Source organism: [Erwinia] mediterraneensis (assembly GCF_900604315.1).
In the GTDB taxonomy this organism is placed as follows: Bacteria; Pseudomonadota; Gammaproteobacteria; order Enterobacterales; family Enterobacteriaceae; genus Pantoea; species Pantoea mediterraneensis_A.
The window spans coordinates 1,850,287-1,866,294 of the sequence record NZ_LR026978.1; the positions used below are offsets into that span (position 1 = coordinate 1,850,287).

Below are 16,008 nucleotides of genomic sequence, written 5' to 3' on the forward strand. Positions count from 1 at the left end.
AGTCGCCCTGAGGCATTAATGCGCCCGGCCCTGGTCAATACCTAACCCGGTCTGCGAGCGCACAAACTGCGCGTGGAAAAGCTGCCGCTCCGCCGCACCCTGAGCAGAGTTGTCGGTCACCGAGAAGAACCAGGTGCCGATAAAGGCAACCAGCATTGAGAAGAGCGCCGGATACTCATAAGGGTAGATCGGCGACGCGTTGCCCAGTACCTGTACCCAGATGGTCGGTCCCAGAATCATCAGTATCACCGCCGTCAGCAGACCCAGCCAGCCGCCCACCATCGCGCCGCGGGTGGTGAGTTTTTTCCAGTACATCGACAGCAGGATTATGGGGAAGTTACAGCTGGCTGCAATGGAGAAGGCGAGGCCCACCATAAAGGCGATGTTCTGTTTCTCAAACAGGATCCCCAGCGCAATCGCCACCACACCAAGCACCAGCACGGTAATTTTGGAGACGCGTAGCTCTTCGCGTTCGGTCGCCTGGCCTTTACGTATCACGCTGGCGTACAAATCGTGCGACACCGCCGAAGCGCCCGCCAGGGTTAAGCCAGCCACCACTGCGAGGATAGTGGCGAAGGCCACGGCGGAAATAAAGCCGAGGAAAGTGCTGCCGCCTACCGCATTCGCCAGGTGAACCGCCGCCATGTTGGAGCCGCCGATCAGGGCACCGCTGGCGTCCTTAAAGGCGGGATTTGCGCCCACCAGCAGAATGGCACCAAAGCCGATGATAAAGGTCAGGAAGTAGAAGTAGCCCATAAAGCCGGTGGCCCAGAACACACTTTTGCGCGCTTCACGGGCATCAGAGACGGTAAAGAAACGCATCAGAATATGAGGAAGCCCGGCAGTACCGAACATCAGTCCCAGGCCGAGCGACAGCGCGGAAACCGGATCGTGCACCAGCCCGCCAGGACGCATAATATCGATGCCTTTCGGGTGCACCGCCATCGCTTCAGTAAACAGGGTATTAAAACTGAAGCCCGCGGCTTTCATGACCATCACGGCCATAAAAGAGGCACCAAACAGCAGCAGTACCGCTTTGATGATCTGTACCCAGGTAGTGGCCAGCATGCCGCCAAACAGCACGTAGAGCACCATCAGAATCCCCACCAGCACCACGGCAACATGATAATCGAGCCCGAACAGCAGTTCGATCAGCTTGCCGGCGCCCACCATCTGTGCAATCAGATAGAGCGCCACCACCACCAGCGAGCCGCAGGCGGAGAGGGTGCGAATCGGCTTCTGCGCCAGACGGTAAGAGGCGACATCGGCAAAGGTATAGCGACCCAGGTTACGCAGGCGCTCGGCAATCAGAAACAGCATCATCGGCCAGCCCACCAGGAAGCCCAGCGAATAGATCAAGCCATCGTAGCCGGAGGTGTAAACCAGCGCAGAAATGCCGAGGAAGGAGGCGGCAGACATAAAGTCACCGGCCATCGCCAGGCCGTTCTGAAAGCCGGTAATATTGCCGCCCGCCGTATAATAATCGCTGCGGGAACGGGTGCGTTTTGACGCCCACCAGGTAATGCCCAGCGTCGCGGCGACAAACACCACGAACATGATGATCGCCTGATAATTGGTCGCCTGTTTTTCAACCGCGCCGGTAATGGCATCCGCAGCCAGCGCCACGCCGGGCAGCGCCATGGTCAGCAGCAACAGCAGGTTACGCCGCATCATACTTTCACCTCTTTCAGGATCGCTTTGGTCAGACGATCAAACTCGCCGTTAGCCCGCCAGACATAGATACCGGTCAGTAAAAAGGAGATCACAATCAGCCCGATGCCGATGGGGATGCCGCGCGTCACGTTGGTATCGGCAGAAAGCGGCGTGCCGAGCCAGCCGGGGGCAAAGGCGATAAGCAGAATAAAGCCGACGTAGAGTGCCAGCATAATCAGCGATAACAGCGTGGCGAAAGCCTGACGCTTGTGTACCAGTTCCTTAAAGCGCGGATTTTGTTCGATGCGTGCCCAGGCGGCATCATGTTGGGATGGAGCTTTGTTCATCACAGTTTCTCCAGAGGACATTGAGGTCGCTTCTGTATGCTCAGCCCATCGCCGCTGCCTCCAGGCAGTACGCAGCATGTGCTTCAACACGCATAGAGAGAACGCCTCTTCTGTAAGGTGTTGTTATGGTTAAAAGCTAAAGCGACAGCGAAAAACAGAAAGCGTTGGCTGGCCGGTGTGGGAAGCGGGGCACGGCTCAAGCCCGGACGCTTCCCACAAAGAACCGGTTACGGCATATTGATGGCTTGTTTCTCCTCCAGCAGTTTCTCCACAACGCCCGGATCGGCCAGCGTTGAGGTATCGCCCAGATTACCGGTATCACCAGCAGCAATTTTGCGCAGGATACGCCGCATAATTTTGCCGGAGCGGGTTTTGGGCAGTGAATCGGTCCAGTGCAGCACGTCTGGCGTGGCGATGGGACCAATCTCTTTACGTACCCAGCTACGAACCTCGGCATAGAGTTCCGGTGACGGCTCTTCGCCATGGTTCAGGGTAATGTAGGCGTAAATCGCCTGACCTTTGATGCTGTGCGGGATACCGACCACCGCGGCTTCAGCGATTTTCGGATGCGAAACCAGCGCCGATTCAATCTCTGCGGTGCCGAGACGATGACCGGAAACGTTCAGCACGTCATCCACGCGACCAGTAATCCAGTAGTCGCCATCTTCATCACGACGTGCGCCGTCACCGCTGAAATACATATTTTTGAAGGTAGAAAAATAGGTCTGTTCAAAGCGCGCATGATCGCCGAACAGGGTACGCGCCTGACCCGGCCAGGAGTCCACAATCACCAGGTTGCCTTCTGCGGCCCCTTCCTGCGGCTGGCCTTCGTTATCAACCAGCGCGGGCTGGACGCCGAAGAAGGGTTTGGTGGCGGAACCCGCTTTCAGTTCGGTGGCCCCGGGCAGCGGAGTAATCATGAAACCGCCGGTTTCGGTTTGCCACCAGGTATCAACAATCGGACAGCGGCTGTCGCCAATCTTATGGTAATACCACTCCCAGGCTTCCGGGTTAATCGGCTCGCCGACCGATCCCATAATGCGCAGGCTGCTGCGTTGGGTCCCGGCAATGGCTTTATCCCCTTCCGCCATCAGGGCGCGAATCGCTGTTGGCGCGGTATAGAGCAGTGTCACCTGATGTTTATCTACCACTTCCGCCATGCGGCTCGGCTGCGGCCAGTTGGGCACGCCTTCAAACATCAGCGTGGTGGCGCCGCACGCCAGCGGGCCATACAGCAGATAGCTGTGGCCGGTGATCCAACCCACATCGGCGGTACACCAGTAGACATCGTCGGGATGATAATCGAAGACATATTTAAAGGTGGTGGCCGCATAGACCAGGTAACCGCCGGTGGTGTGCAGCACTCCCTTGGGTTTACCGGTGGAGCCAGAGGTATAAAGAATAAACAGCGGATCTTCCGCATTCATCTCTTCCGGCTGATGGTGTGCGCTGGCGCTGTGCATCAGTTCGTGCCACCAGAGATCGCGGCCTTCATGCCACTCAGTGGTACCGCCGGTGCGTTTCAGCACCACCACGTTTTGTACGCTGGTCACGCCAGGGTTTTTCAGGGCATCATCCACGTTCTTTTTCAGTGGAATCGTCCGGCCCGCGCGCACGCCTTCGTCGGCGGTGACAATCAGCCTGGCGCTGGAATCAATAATACGGCCCGCCACCGCTTCCGGTGAGAAGCCGCCGAAGATCACGGAATGCACCGCGCCAATACGGGCGCAGGCGAGCATCGCCACCGCCGCTTCAGGCACCATCGGCATATAGATCGCGACCACATCGCCTTTGTTTACGCCAAGATCTTTCAGCACATTCGCAAAACGGCAAACTTCGCGATGCAGATCGCGAAAGGTGAGCGTCCTGCTTTCACTGGCATCATCGCCTTCCCAGATAATGGCAGGGTGATCGCCACGCTCATGCAGATGGCGATCGATGCAGTTGGCGGCAAGGTTCAGCGTGCCATCTTCATACCAGCGAATCGAAATGTTACCCGGTGCAAAGGAGGTATTTTTTACTTTGGTGAAGGGCTTGATCCAGTCAAGGATCTTGCCTTGTTCTCCCCAGAACGCCTCGGGATCCTGTACCGACTGTTGATACATTGACTGATACTGCGCTGCATTAATCAGCGTGTTTTCCGCAATATGGGCAGGAACGGGATGCTTATGTATTTGGCTCATGGCTGATCTCCTTGAAGTTGTTAATCATATGTCAATGAAAGGTTAATTAAAGCGTGGGCTGAGGCTTTTGTTTCTTTTTGCGCCATGGATCACGGGAATAAAGCGGAGATGAAACAGGGGAATTTATGAATCATTTGGGCAGCAGGCACACGCAACCGTCGGGAGGCTAACCGCAGGAAAAGACAGAGGGAGTGGATAAAAAAACAGCAAACGAATCACCCCTGATCTGGGCGCTAAATGCATAACTATGCCGTACAGCAAACAATTATTAGTTTTTAGAACAGCAAGTTAGGCTTTATATAACCAAACAGTATTTTATTCTGCTCGGTAGGCGAAGTTTTAAGCGAACTCGCCAGGGGTTGCATTTACTGTAGTGAAAATGGTACTTATCACCGCCCTGTTCAGCAGGTATCAACTCTGGTTGCAAAGGTCAGTGGCATGGAACGCCACCACGTGTCCGTGTCGGATGCAGCCTATTATAACCCTCTAAATTACCGGGCTTTTGCTCACTTCCCTGATGCTTTTATCCGCTGCCTTGCGTGCATAGCCAGGGGTTTGACTGAGGAAATAACGCGTTATGAAAGGTTTTAAGTTCAGCCTTGCCTGGCAAATTCTGATTGCTCTGGTGCTGGGTATCATTGTCGGTGCCATACTGCATAATCAGCAGGAAGGACGTGAATGGTTAATCACGAATATTTTAAGCCCGGCGGGCGACATATTTATTCATCTTATCAAGATGATCGTTGTGCCTATCGTTATTTCTACGCTGATTGTCGGTATTGCCGGCGTAGGCGATGCGAAAAAGCTGGGACGCATTGGCGTTAAGACCATCGTTTATTTTGAAGTGATCACCACCCTTGCCATTGTGGTAGGTATTACCCTGGCCAATCTGTTTCAGCCTGGCAGCGGCATTGATATGTCAACGCTGGCAACGGTGGATATCTCTAAGTATGAAGCCACTACCCAGCAGGTGCAGGGTGGCGCGCACAGTCTGGTCTCCACCATTCTGTCGCTGATCCCGCAGAACATCTTCGCCTCGCTGGTGAAAGGCGAGATGCTGCCGATCATCTTCTTCTCGGTGCTGTTCGGTCTGGGACTCTCTTCGCTGCCTGCAGAACATCGCGATCCGCTGGTGACGGTATTCCGCTCCGTCTCGGAAACCATGTTCAAAGTCACCCATATGATCATGCGCTATGCGCCGGTAGGGGTGTTTGCACTGATCGCGGTCACCATTGCGAACTTCGGTTTTGCCTCACTCTGGCCGCTGGCGAAGCTGGTGCTGCTGGTATATGCGGCGATTCTGTTTTTTGCCTTTGTGGTGCTCGGTGGCGTGGCGCGCTTCTGTAAGCTGCGCATTACCACGCTGATGCGTATCCTCAAGGATGAGCTAATCCTCGCCTATTCCACCTCCAGCTCAGAAACCGTGCTGCCGCGGATTATGGAAAAAATGGAGGCTTATGGCGCACCCAAAGCGATCACCAGCTTTGTTGTGCCGACCGGCTATTCGTTCAACCTCGATGGCTCGACACTGTATCAGAGCATCGCGGCGATCTTTATCGCCCAGCTGTATGGCATCGATCTCTCGCTGACAGATGAGATTATCCTGGTTCTGACGCTGATGGTCACTTCGAAAGGGATTGCGGGCGTACCGGGCGTCTCCTTTGTGGTACTACTGGCTACGCTGGGTAGCGTGGGCATTCCGCTGGAAGGGCTGGCGTTTATTGCCGGTGTGGATCGCATTATGGATATGGCGCGTACGGCACTGAACGTCATTGGCAATGCGCTGGCGGTGCTGGTTATCGCTCGCTGGGAAAACCAGTTTGATGTACAGCAGGCAGCGCAGTATGAGCTGAGTCTGCGTACGCAAACCACCAGTTAAGCGCTGGCGTCGTTTCTGACAAACCCGCCCGCAGGCGGGTTTTTTTCTGCCTGAAAGAGGCCAGCACAGCGAAAAATAATCGTCATGGCGAGATTTTCTCTGGTTATGATACAGGCCAGTGAATGATTCATGCAGGAGCGTGCGATGAAGATCGATCTCAGCCAGATGATTACCGAGGGCCGTAATCAGGCCAGCCAGAATATTGACGAACTCTCTACCGAGGCGATGCTGCGCGTCATTAATGACGAAGATAAAAAGGTGGCGCTGGCGGTAGAAGCTATTCTGCCGCAGATCGCGCAGGCGGTGGATGCCATCAGCGCCGCCTTTCGTCAGGGCGGACGTCTGATTTATTGCGGCGCAGGTACCTCCGGCCGGCTGGGCATTCTTGACGCCAGTGAATGCCCGCCAACCTTTGGCACACCGCGTGAGCAGGTGGTCGGGCTGATCGCCGGTGGTCACAAAGCGATCCTGCAGGCGGTGGAAAACGCGGAGGATAACCGCGCCGCGGGCGAGCAGGACCTGCGCGATATCGGTTTCAACGCCAGTGATGTGCTGGTCGGGATTGCCGCCAGCGGGCGTACGCCTTATGTGCTGGGCGCGCTTGCCTGGGCCAAATCACTGGGGGCCACCTGCGCCGCCCTGACCTGTAATCCCGACAGCCCGATGGCGCAGCTGGCGGATATCGCGCTGACGCCGGTGGTGGGACCGGAAGTGATTACCGGCTCGTCGCGTATGAAAGCGGGCACGGCGCAAAAGCTGGTGCTGAATATGTTGAGTACCGGGGCAATGATCCGCAGCGGCAAGGTGTACGGGAATCTGATGGTGGATGTGGAAGCCACCAATCAGAAACTGGTGCAGCGCCAGATCAATATCGTGATGCAGGCCAGTGAGTGTGATGAAGCCACGGCTACCCGGGCGCTGGCTGCCAGTGAGGGGAACTGCAAAACCGCCATTCTGATGGTGCTCGCGGGGCTGACGGCAGAAGAAGCGCGTACTTTACTGGCGCAGCATCACGGCTTTATTCGCCAGGCGTTGCGTAACGGGCAAAGCGGCGCTGAGTGACACTTTTCCCGGTTAGCGGCATTTTTTGTCGCTAACGGGATTAATTTGAAACAAAAATTAACCATTCCCTCTAAAGCCCGGCCCCAGTCTGCCGAAAAGATACCAAAGTGCCATCGTTCCTTCTGCATCCTGCAGTAGCCCAGCAAGGACTCCGCTATGCGTAATAATCAGCCCGTCAGTCAGCATGAATACGTTTTTGACGATCATGCCACGCTGATGTCCACCACCGATCTCGACAGTAATATCACCTACGCCAACGATACTTTTATTGAGATCAGCGGCTTTACGCCGGAAGAGTTGAAAGGCCAGCCGCACAACATGGTGCGTCATCCGGATATGCCTGTAGAGGCCTTTGCCGATATGTGGGCCACGTTAAAACAGGGCGAACCCTGGTCTGCGCTGGTTAAAAACCGGCGTAAAAATGGCGATCATTACTGGGTGCGCGCCAATGCCATCCCGGTGGTACGCAGAGGGGAAGTGCAGGGCTATATGTCGGTACGTACCCGTCCCGACGCAGAAGAGATCAAGCAGGCGGAAGCGCTCTACAGTGATTTCCGTGCCGGTCACGGCAAGAAATATCGCTTTCATAAAGGGCTGCTGATTGGGCGCGGCTGGCGCAGAATCGGCTCGCTGTTTAAAACCATGCCCCTGCGCTGGCGCATTCGCAGCACGCTGATGGCGCTGCTGCCGCTTTCGGTCGCCTGCGTCTGGGCGCTGGGCATGTCCGCGGGCGCGCTGGGCTGCTTTGCCGGTGGGATGGCCATTTTGCTGCTGCTGGCCAGCGCCTGGCTGGAACGGCAGATTTCCCGTCCGCTGGAGCATGTCTGTCGTCAGGCGCTGAGCGTCGCCACCGGCAACAGCTATAAGGTGGATGAGATTGATCGTATGGATGAAGTCGGCATGACTCTGCGGGCCATCGGGCAACTGGGCCTGATGTTCCGCTGGCTGGTCAACGATGTCAGCGGTCAGGCGATTAATGTGCTGAGCGCCAGCGACTCTATTGCTCGCAGCAATGATGAGCTCAGTCGTCGCACCGAGCAGGCGGCGGCTAACGTGCAGCAGACCGCGGCGACCATGAATGAGATGACCGCCACGGTGCAAAGCAACACGGAGACCGCGGGCGAGGTGAATTCTCTGTCGGCCACCACCAGCGAGGCGGCGCAGAAAGGCGGTAAGGTGATGCAGGAGATGGTCAGCATGATGTCGGAAATTGCCGACAGCTCAAAGCGCATCGCCAGCATTACCAGTGTGATTGACGGCATCGCCTTCCAGACCAATATCCTGGCGCTGAACGCAGCGGTAGAAGCCGCGCGTGCCGGTGAGCAGGGCAAAGGCTTCGCCGTGGTGGCAGGGGAAGTGCGTAACCTGGCGCAGCGCAGCGCCAAAGCTGCCAGCGAAATCAAAACGCTGGTGGAAACCAGCGCGCTGCGCGTCCAGTCTGGCAGCGATCATGCTGATGCCGCTGGCCGTACCATGCAGGAAATTGTGTCCCAGGTGCAGAATGTGACCGCGCTGATCGCCCAGATCAGCGCCGCCACCGCAGAGCAGGCCACTGCTCTGCGCGAGGTCAGCACGGCGGTTGAAGATCTGGATGATATTACCCATCAGAACGCGGCGCGTGTGCAGGAAAGTGCCGAGGCGTCAGGGCGCATGGCGAGCCAGGCGAACCGTCTGGTGGAAGCCATCAATGTGTTTCGCTGATCGGCCTGGCCCGTCACCGGCACGTCGCGCTGCGACGCTGTTCTGACAACAGAGGACGCCTGCGGGCGTCCTTTCTGTTTCTGGCGCAGAAAAGTCTGTCGCTTTATGAGATAAATGATTATTATTCTCAAAAAAAGACAGGTGGTTAGTCAGCTCACGTGGCTGGCTGTTTAGCTTCTGGTTGCAATGTCGGGCTTTTCTTTCACTGCTACAGGGCAGTGTTTTTGCTATGGAGAAGTCATGAAAGCGGTAAATTCCTCTCGTCAGTGGGCGCTGCGTCCGCTGCTGCTCGTCACTGCGCTGTTCTCAGCCACCCTGAGTGCTCAAACGCAGGAACTCAATCAGCCCATTTCCAAAGGCGCTTACGAAATGGCTTACAGCCGTGCGGATAACGCCCTGTTCCTGGCCAGTGCGCAAAGTACCAGCCAGGAGAAAGGCGGCACAGTATATCGTCTCGACCCGCAGAACCTGGCGGTGAAGCAGACCATTGATACGGAACTGAAAGCCTTCGGTGCCGCCATTAACAACCAAACCAATACCCTCTACTTCGGTAACAGTGTGCAGGGCGCGGTAACTGCCGTGGATGCGCATACCGGCAAAGTACTGAAAACCCTGGTGCTGGATAGCCGTAAGCGCAGTGAAAGCAGCCGTCCGCTGCAGCCGCGTGAGCTGGTGGTGGATGAGACGACCGATCGCGTTTATATCACCGGTCTCGGCAAAGAGAGCGTGGTATGGGTGGTTGACGGCAAAACCTTACAGCTGATCAGCACTGTCCCGAATACCGGTAAAATGGGGACGGGCCTGGCGCTTGATGCCGCCGCGCAGAAACTCTATGTCACCAACAGTGACGGCGAACTGATCACCATCAGCACCCGCACCAACGCCATCGAGAAACGCCAGAAAATCGATGAAGGAAAAGCGCACTTTTTCCTGAATATCGCGCTGGATACCAAAGGTCAGCGCATTTTCCTCAGCGACTCCAAACAACCAGAGCTGCTGGTGCTGGATAGCCGCGATCAGCGTGTGATTCAGCGCATCGCCGTACCGGAATCGCTGGCGGTGCTGTTTAATGCCGATCGCAACGAGCTGTATGTCACCCATCGTAAAGCGGGAGAGATCAGCATTATCGATGCCGCCAGTTACCAGGTGAAACGCACGGTAAAAGCACCTGGCCTGCCAAACAGCCTGACGCTCTCTGCTGATGGCAAAACGCTGTTTGTCAGCGTGAAGCAGCCCGGCTCGCCAAAAAATCCGCCTGCACAGCCTGACAGCGTAATGCGTATCGCCCTCTGATTTCCCTCTCTGCTGACGAGCGGCCCGGTGCCGCTCGCTTTTTTCCGGTCATTCGTAATCTCATCGCCTGATCAACTACCTTTATAGCGTGCCGTCTGGCAGGCAGGCAGCACGGACACCAAGGGAGAAAAGAATGAGCCAGTTTTTTATGAATGAAAAAAGCGATCTGGTTAATGAGGCGCTGGAGGGCATCCTGCTCAGCACCCCCTGGCATAACCTCAGCCGCCTGGATCTCGGCGACGATATCCGGGTGGTGGTCCGCAACGACTGGGATAAAAGCAAAGTAGCGTTGATCTCAGGCGGCGGCTCTGGCCATGAACCGGCCCACGCGGGGTTTGTAGGGAAGGGGATGCTGACGGCGGCTGTCTGCGGCGATATCTTTGCCTCGCCCAGTGTGGATGCGGTGCTCAGCGCCATTATCAACGTGACCGGTGACGCTGGTTGTCTGCTGATCGTAAAAAATTATACCGGCGACCGGCTTAACTTTGGGCTGGCCGCCGAGAAAGCGAAAAACCTGGGCTATAAGGTAGCGCTGGTGATGGTGCAGGACGATATTGCGCTGCCGGATAATCCCCAGCCGCGGGGCATCGCCGGAACCCCCCTGATCCATAAAATCGCCGGTTACGCGGCGGAGCAGAGGGCATCGCTGGAGCAGGTGCAGGCGCTGGCGCAGCGGGCGATCGACGCCACCGCCTCTATCGGGCTCGCCTTTGCCAGCTGTCATGTGCCGGGCGAGGCGCGTGATGAACGGGTGAAGCCGGGAGCAAGCGAGCTGGGCATGGGGATTCATGGCGAGCCGGGCGTGACCACGCTGGATACACAAAACAGCCGCGAAATTGTCGCCATCATGACAGAAAAGCTGGCAAAAGCCGTACCGGCAGAGAAAAAAGCGCTGCTGCTGATTAACAATCTCGGTGGCTTTTCCATGCTGGAACTGGCGGTGCTGACGCGCGAAGTGCTGAAAACGCCGCTGGCTGACCGCATCAGCCATCTGGCAGGCCCGGCGACGCTGGTCAGCGCGCTGGATATGAAAGGCTTTTCGCTGACGCTCCTGCAGCTGGACGAGGAATTTATCACCGCCCTGCAGGCCCCGGTGGAAGTGCAGGGCTGGCCGTCGATCCAGCCCCCTGGCAAGGCGCAACTGATGGCAGCGCAGAAGGTTGCCAGCCAGCTTCAGGTGCGTCCTTCGTCGCATCCCCGGGTGGAACAACAGGTACGCATCCTCTGCCAGACGCTGATCGACCTTGAAAGTGAACTGAATGCGCTGGATGCCCGGGTAGGCGACGGCGATACCGGATCGACCTTTGCAGCCGGTGCGCGCAAGATTAAACAGGCGCTGGAGGCGGGGCAGCTGCCGCTGGCGGAACTGCCGGTGCTGCTGGCGTGGGTGGGAGAGCAACTGGCCACGGTGATGGGCGGCTCCAGTGGCGTGCTGATGTCGATTCTGTTTACTACGGCGGGTCAGCAGCTGACGCAGGGCAGCAACGTTGCGCAGGCGCTGGTACAGGGGCTGGAGCGTATGAAACATTATGGCGGCGCGCAGAGGGGCCATCGCACGCTGGTGGATGCGCTGGAACCCGCGCTGACGGCGCTGGCGGCAGGTCAGTCACTGCAGGCAGCAGCAGCAGAGGCGCAACGTGGCGCGGAGAGCACCGCGCAGATGCAGAGTGCCCGTGCGGGGCGCTCCTCTTATCTCAATCAGCAGAGTCTGGACGGGGTGAAAGATCCGGGCGCTTACGCGGTTGAAAAGGTCTTTGCGGCGCTCAGTGCCGGCTAAGACGACTGTTCTCCCCCGCTTGCGGGGGAGAACGACACCTTTACTCTGCCGCCTCTTTCAGCATCTCCTGATGGGGAATATCATCCAGAATCTGCTCAAAGCTGCGCAGACGCTTGTAGATCGACATCAGCTCCACCAGCGTGGACCAGGATTTGATCAGATACTGGAAGGAAGATCGCACCTGCTCAAACACGTTGGTGATCTGGTTCAGCAGGCCGAGCGTGATGGTGCCCGCCACGATAGAAGGGAACAGCAAAAACAGGCCAAACACATTATCCACCTGCAGGTAGAGAATGCGCGTGATATTGAAGTAGAGATAGTGAAAGTAGAGACGGAAATAGTTAGTGCGCACCTGATTAAACAATGCGGTTACCGTCGGCGGACTGGCACGGCTGGGATCATCTTCGCCATACACCAGTTCCTTACGGTAGGCCGCTTCTACCCGCTGATTGCGGAACTCCAGTCCCGGTAACTTAATCCCCACCAGCGCCAGCAGCGCGGTGCCAAACAGCGCCCAGAGCAGGGCGGCGATCACCAGCGCATAAGGAATATTGCCCAGCAGCGGAATATCCCTGACATGATGCGAGAGCGCCACCAGTACCGGCAGGAAGGCGATCAGGGTCATAATCGCCTGAATAAAGCTCACGCCCCAGTCCTCCAGCGTGCTGGCGAAGCGCATGGTATCTTCCTGCACACGCTGCGCGGCACCCTCGACGTTACGCAGGCGCTGCCAGTTATGCATGTAGTAGTTGTTCATCGCGCTGCGCCAGCGGAAAACCCAGTGGCTGATAAAGAACGAGTTCAGCACGCTGATGACCACGGCGATCAGCGCAATGCCGAGAAAAGCGCCAACCTGATAATAAAATTCGCTAATCTGCACCGACCCCGCTTTGGTCAGCGCCTTTTGAATCAGGTCATAAAACGGGCCATACCAGGCGTTGATCGCCACGCCTACCTGCACCCCAAACCAGGTGACAAAGATAATCAACGCCGATCCCCACACCGACCAGCGCTGCCAGGGATGGTTATCAATCACGCGCCAGATCAGGGCGAAAATAGCCACGGTCAGCCAGTAATAGGCATAAAACCAGAGCTGGCTGGCAGCGATAAAGCGTAACGCGGTGGCGGGCAGCGGCTCTCTGGCTGCCGTAGCCAGCGTGGGCACGGCGTGGATCGCATCACTGGCAAAGCCAAACCAGGCAAAGATCGCCAGCAGACTCCAGATGGCCGCCGAACTGAAAAACAGGGCTGGCCGGGGGAAAAAAGACTTAAACATAAGCTCTCCGTAGTGATATCCCTCTGTTATAACGCGTCAGCGCTGCGCTGTCTGTATGGGGTTGTTTCCGGGCATGACATCCGGACATTTTCCTGTATGCAAAATAAGCGATCGTTAAATGTTAAGGAATTAGTGCGAATTTGTTTCGCAACGCTAAATCTTTGCTGATGACGGTGGTACACTACGCGCCGCTGTTACCGGTAACAGCGCCAATGTGACCCTATAACCGCTAATAAAAATCATTACAACGCAACCGTTTAACCGTTCATACCGCATTGTATGTGGTACTGAGGCAATGTCATGTCACAACAAAAAACTGGCCATACGCGCAGGGACTTTTTACTGAAAACCATCACCCTGGCACCGGTGGTGGCGGCAGGGAGTATGGCAACAGGCGCACTGAGTCTCTCACCTGCAGCGAACGCGGCAGACGCTACTACGCCAGCTGCTGCACCGCAAACCCGGGATTATCAGCCCACCTGGTTTACCCGCGAAGAATATGCTTTTATCACCGCCGCCGTGGCGCGTTTGATCCCCAGTGACGAACGCGGCCCGGGCGCGCTGGAAGCGGGCGTACCGGAATTTATCGATCGTCAGATGAACACCCCTTACGCCACCGGTGCCAACTGGTATATGCAGGGGCCGTTCCATCCTGATGTCCCGAAAGAGCTGGGCTATCAGCAGCCGCTGGTGCCGCAGCAGGTCTACCGTCTGGGTCTGGCCGATGCCGATGCCTGGAGCAAAGCGCAGCACGGTAAAGTGTTTGCCGGGCTGAGCGGCGAGCAGCAGGACGCGCTGCTGCAGGCGATGGAAAGTGGCGAGGCGCAATTCAGCCAGCTGTCAAGCAAGGTGTTTTTTGCCTTTCTGTTACAGAACACCCGTGAAGGTTTCTTCTGCGACCCGGTACATGGCGGCAACCAGGGAATGGTTGGCTGGAAGCTGATCGGCTTCCCGGGAGCCCGTGCTGACTTTATGGACTGGGTAGAGCGTGGTGAACGTTATCCGTTCCCGCCTGTTTCAATTCGCGGTGAGAGAGCGTAACCATGGCAAATGAGATGAAAAAAGTAGACGCGGTGATTGTGGGCTTCGGCTGGGCCGGTGCCATCATGGCGAAAGAATTGACCGAGGCGGGCCTGAATGTGCTGGCGCTGGAGCGCGGTCCGCACCGCGACACCTACCCGGACGGCGCTTATCCGCAGTCTATCGATGAACTGACGCACAACACCCGCCGGAAACTGTTCCAGGATTTGTCGAAAAGCACGGTGACAGTGCGTCACGATGCCGGACAAACGGCAGTACCTTACCGTCAGCTGGCGTTCTTTCTGCCGGGCACCGGTACCGGCGGTGCCGGGCTGCACTGGTCAGGCGTTCATTTCCGTGTCGATCCCATAGAATTGCGTATGCGCAGCCACTATGAAGAGCGCTACGGCAAAAAATTTATCCCGGAAGGGATGACTATTCAGGATTTTGGCGTCACCTATGACGAGCTGGAACCCTACTTCGATAAGGCAGAGAAAGTGTTTGGTACCTCCGGCAGCGCCTGGAGTATCAAAGGCAAGGTTGTGGGACAGGACAAAGGCGGTAACCCGTTCGCGCCGGATCGCTCCAGCGACTTCCCGCTGCCCGCACAGAAACGTACCTATTCAGCGCAGCTGTTTGCCCGCGCGGCAGAATCGGTAGGGTATCATCCTTACGATCTGCCATCAGCTAACACCTCCGGGCCTTACACCAACCCCTACGGTGCGCAGATGGGGCCGTGCAACTTTTGCGGCTACTGCAGCGGTTACGCCTGCTATATGTACTCCAAAGCGTCGCCCAACGTGAATATTCTGCCTGCGCTGCGTCAGGAGCCGAAGTTTGAACTGCGCAATAACGCACATGTTCTGCGCGTCAATCTGAGCGATGATAAAAAGCGGGCAACCGGCGTGACCTATGTGGATGCGCAGGGACGCGAAGTGGTGCAACCAGCCGATCTGGTGATCCTTTCCGCCTTCCAGTTCAACAATGTGCATCTGATGTTGCTCTCCGGCATCGGCAAGCCTTACAACCCGATCACGAACGAAGGGGTGGTGGGCCGTAACTTTGCCTATCAAAACCTCTCTACGCTGAAAGTGTTCTTTGATAAAAACACCACCACCAACCCCTTTATTGGTGCGGGCGGCGCAGGCGTCGGTGTGGATGATTTCAACGCCGATAACTTCGATCATGGACCTCACGGCTTCGTTGGCGGTTCGCCATTCTGGGTGAACCAGGCGGGGACGAAACCGATCTCCGGCCTGCCGACCCCTACGGGTACGCCTGCCTGGGGCAGCAAGTGGAAAGCGGCCGTCGCGGATAACTACAACCATCATCTGTCGATGGATGCCCACGGTGCGCATCAGTCCTACCGCAGCAACTATCTCGACCTCGATCCGAACTACAAAGATGCCTGGGGCCAGCCGCTGCTGCGTATGACCTTTGACTGGCAGGAAAACGACATCAAAATGGCGCAGTTTATGATCGGCAAGATGCGCAATATCGCCGAAGCGATGAACCCGAAACTGATCACCGGCGCCGCGAAAAACGCCAACAGCCATTTCGACACCACCGTTTATCAGACGACCCATATCAGCGGCGGTGCCATTATGGGTGAAGATCCCAACACCAGCGCCCTGAACCGCTATCTGCAGAGCTGGGATGTGCCGAACGTCTTTGTGCCGGGCGCATCGGCGTTCCCGCAGGGACTCGGTTATAACCCCACCGGCATGGTCGCCGCCCTGACTTACTGGTCAGCCAAAGCGATCCGTGAACAGTATCTGAAAAACCCGGGCCCCCTGGTGCAGGCATAAGGATAATGG

Annotated in this window: 11 protein-coding genes; 7 read left to right on the top strand and 4 right to left on the bottom strand. The window is 56.9% G+C overall.

The window, feature by feature from the left end:
• Positions 1-15: 15 nt before the first annotated feature.
• The 3 genes from E0E17_RS08630 to acs all read right to left on the bottom strand — a co-directional run bounded on the left by E0E17_RS08630 (position 16) and on the right by acs (position 4,183).
• Complete coding sequence (locus tag E0E17_RS08630) at positions 16-1,671, bottom strand: cation acetate symporter (protein WP_130835501.1); 1,656 nt, start codon at positions 1,669-1,671, stop codon at positions 16-18.
• Positions 1,671-2,000, bottom strand: coding sequence for a DUF485 domain-containing protein (locus E0E17_RS08635; RefSeq protein ID WP_130833408.1), 330 nt, complete (start codon positions 1,998-2,000; stop codon positions 1,671-1,673). The genes E0E17_RS08630 and E0E17_RS08635 overlap by 1 nt, the downstream gene beginning before the upstream one ends.
• Before the next feature lie 227 nt (positions 2,001-2,227).
• Positions 2,228-4,183, bottom strand: coding sequence for an acetate--CoA ligase (gene acs / locus E0E17_RS08640; protein ID WP_130833410.1), 1,956 nt, complete (start codon positions 4,181-4,183; stop codon positions 2,228-2,230).
• A gap of 577 nt (positions 4,184-4,760) precedes the next feature.
• On the opposite strand from acs, the gene gltP reads away from it, so the two are divergent.
• The 5 genes from gltP (at position 4,761) to E0E17_RS08665 (ending at position 11,895) form a co-directional block, all read left to right on the top strand.
• Positions 4,761-6,062, top strand: coding sequence for a glutamate/aspartate:proton symporter GltP (gene gltP, locus E0E17_RS08645; RefSeq protein WP_130833412.1), 1,302 nt, complete (start codon positions 4,761-4,763; stop codon positions 6,060-6,062).
• A 129-nt stretch (positions 6,063-6,191) separates the two neighbouring features.
• The gene (murQ, locus tag E0E17_RS08650; protein WP_272940791.1) at positions 6,192-7,124 is read left to right on the top strand and encodes an N-acetylmuramic acid 6-phosphate etherase; all 933 of its coding nucleotides are present in this window, start codon (positions 6,192-6,194) and stop codon (positions 7,122-7,124) included.
• Positions 7,125-7,280: 156 nt separating this feature from the next.
• The gene (locus E0E17_RS08655) at positions 7,281-8,825 is read left to right on the top strand and encodes a methyl-accepting chemotaxis protein (protein ID WP_130833416.1); all 1,545 of its coding nucleotides are present in this window, start codon (positions 7,281-7,283) and stop codon (positions 8,823-8,825) included.
• A 240-nt stretch (positions 8,826-9,065) separates the two neighbouring features.
• A complete protein-coding gene (yncE, locus tag E0E17_RS08660; RefSeq protein ID WP_130833418.1) occupies positions 9,066-10,118 on the top strand; it encodes a 7-bladed beta-propeller protein YncE in 1,053 nt (350 codons plus the stop codon).
• 133 nt (positions 10,119-10,251) lie between these two features.
• A complete protein-coding gene (locus E0E17_RS08665; RefSeq protein ID WP_130833420.1) occupies positions 10,252-11,895 on the top strand; it encodes a dihydroxyacetone kinase subunit DhaK in 1,644 nt (547 codons plus the stop codon).
• A 40-nt stretch (positions 11,896-11,935) separates the two neighbouring features.
• Here E0E17_RS08665 and sbmA read toward each other — a convergent pair whose 3' ends face one another.
• Complete coding sequence (gene sbmA, locus E0E17_RS08670) at positions 11,936-13,171, bottom strand: peptide antibiotic transporter SbmA (RefSeq protein ID WP_130833422.1); 1,236 nt, start codon at positions 13,169-13,171, stop codon at positions 11,936-11,938.
• A 300-nt stretch (positions 13,172-13,471) separates the two neighbouring features.
• Between sbmA and E0E17_RS08675 the strand changes: the two genes are divergently transcribed.
• Complete coding sequence (locus tag E0E17_RS08675; RefSeq protein WP_130833424.1) at positions 13,472-14,212, top strand: gluconate 2-dehydrogenase subunit 3 family protein; 741 nt, start codon at positions 13,472-13,474, stop codon at positions 14,210-14,212.
• A gap of 2 nt (positions 14,213-14,214) precedes the next feature.
• A complete protein-coding gene (locus E0E17_RS08680; RefSeq protein WP_130833426.1) occupies positions 14,215-15,999 on the top strand; it encodes a GMC family oxidoreductase in 1,785 nt (594 codons plus the stop codon).
• Positions 16,000-16,008: the final 9 nt, after the last annotated feature.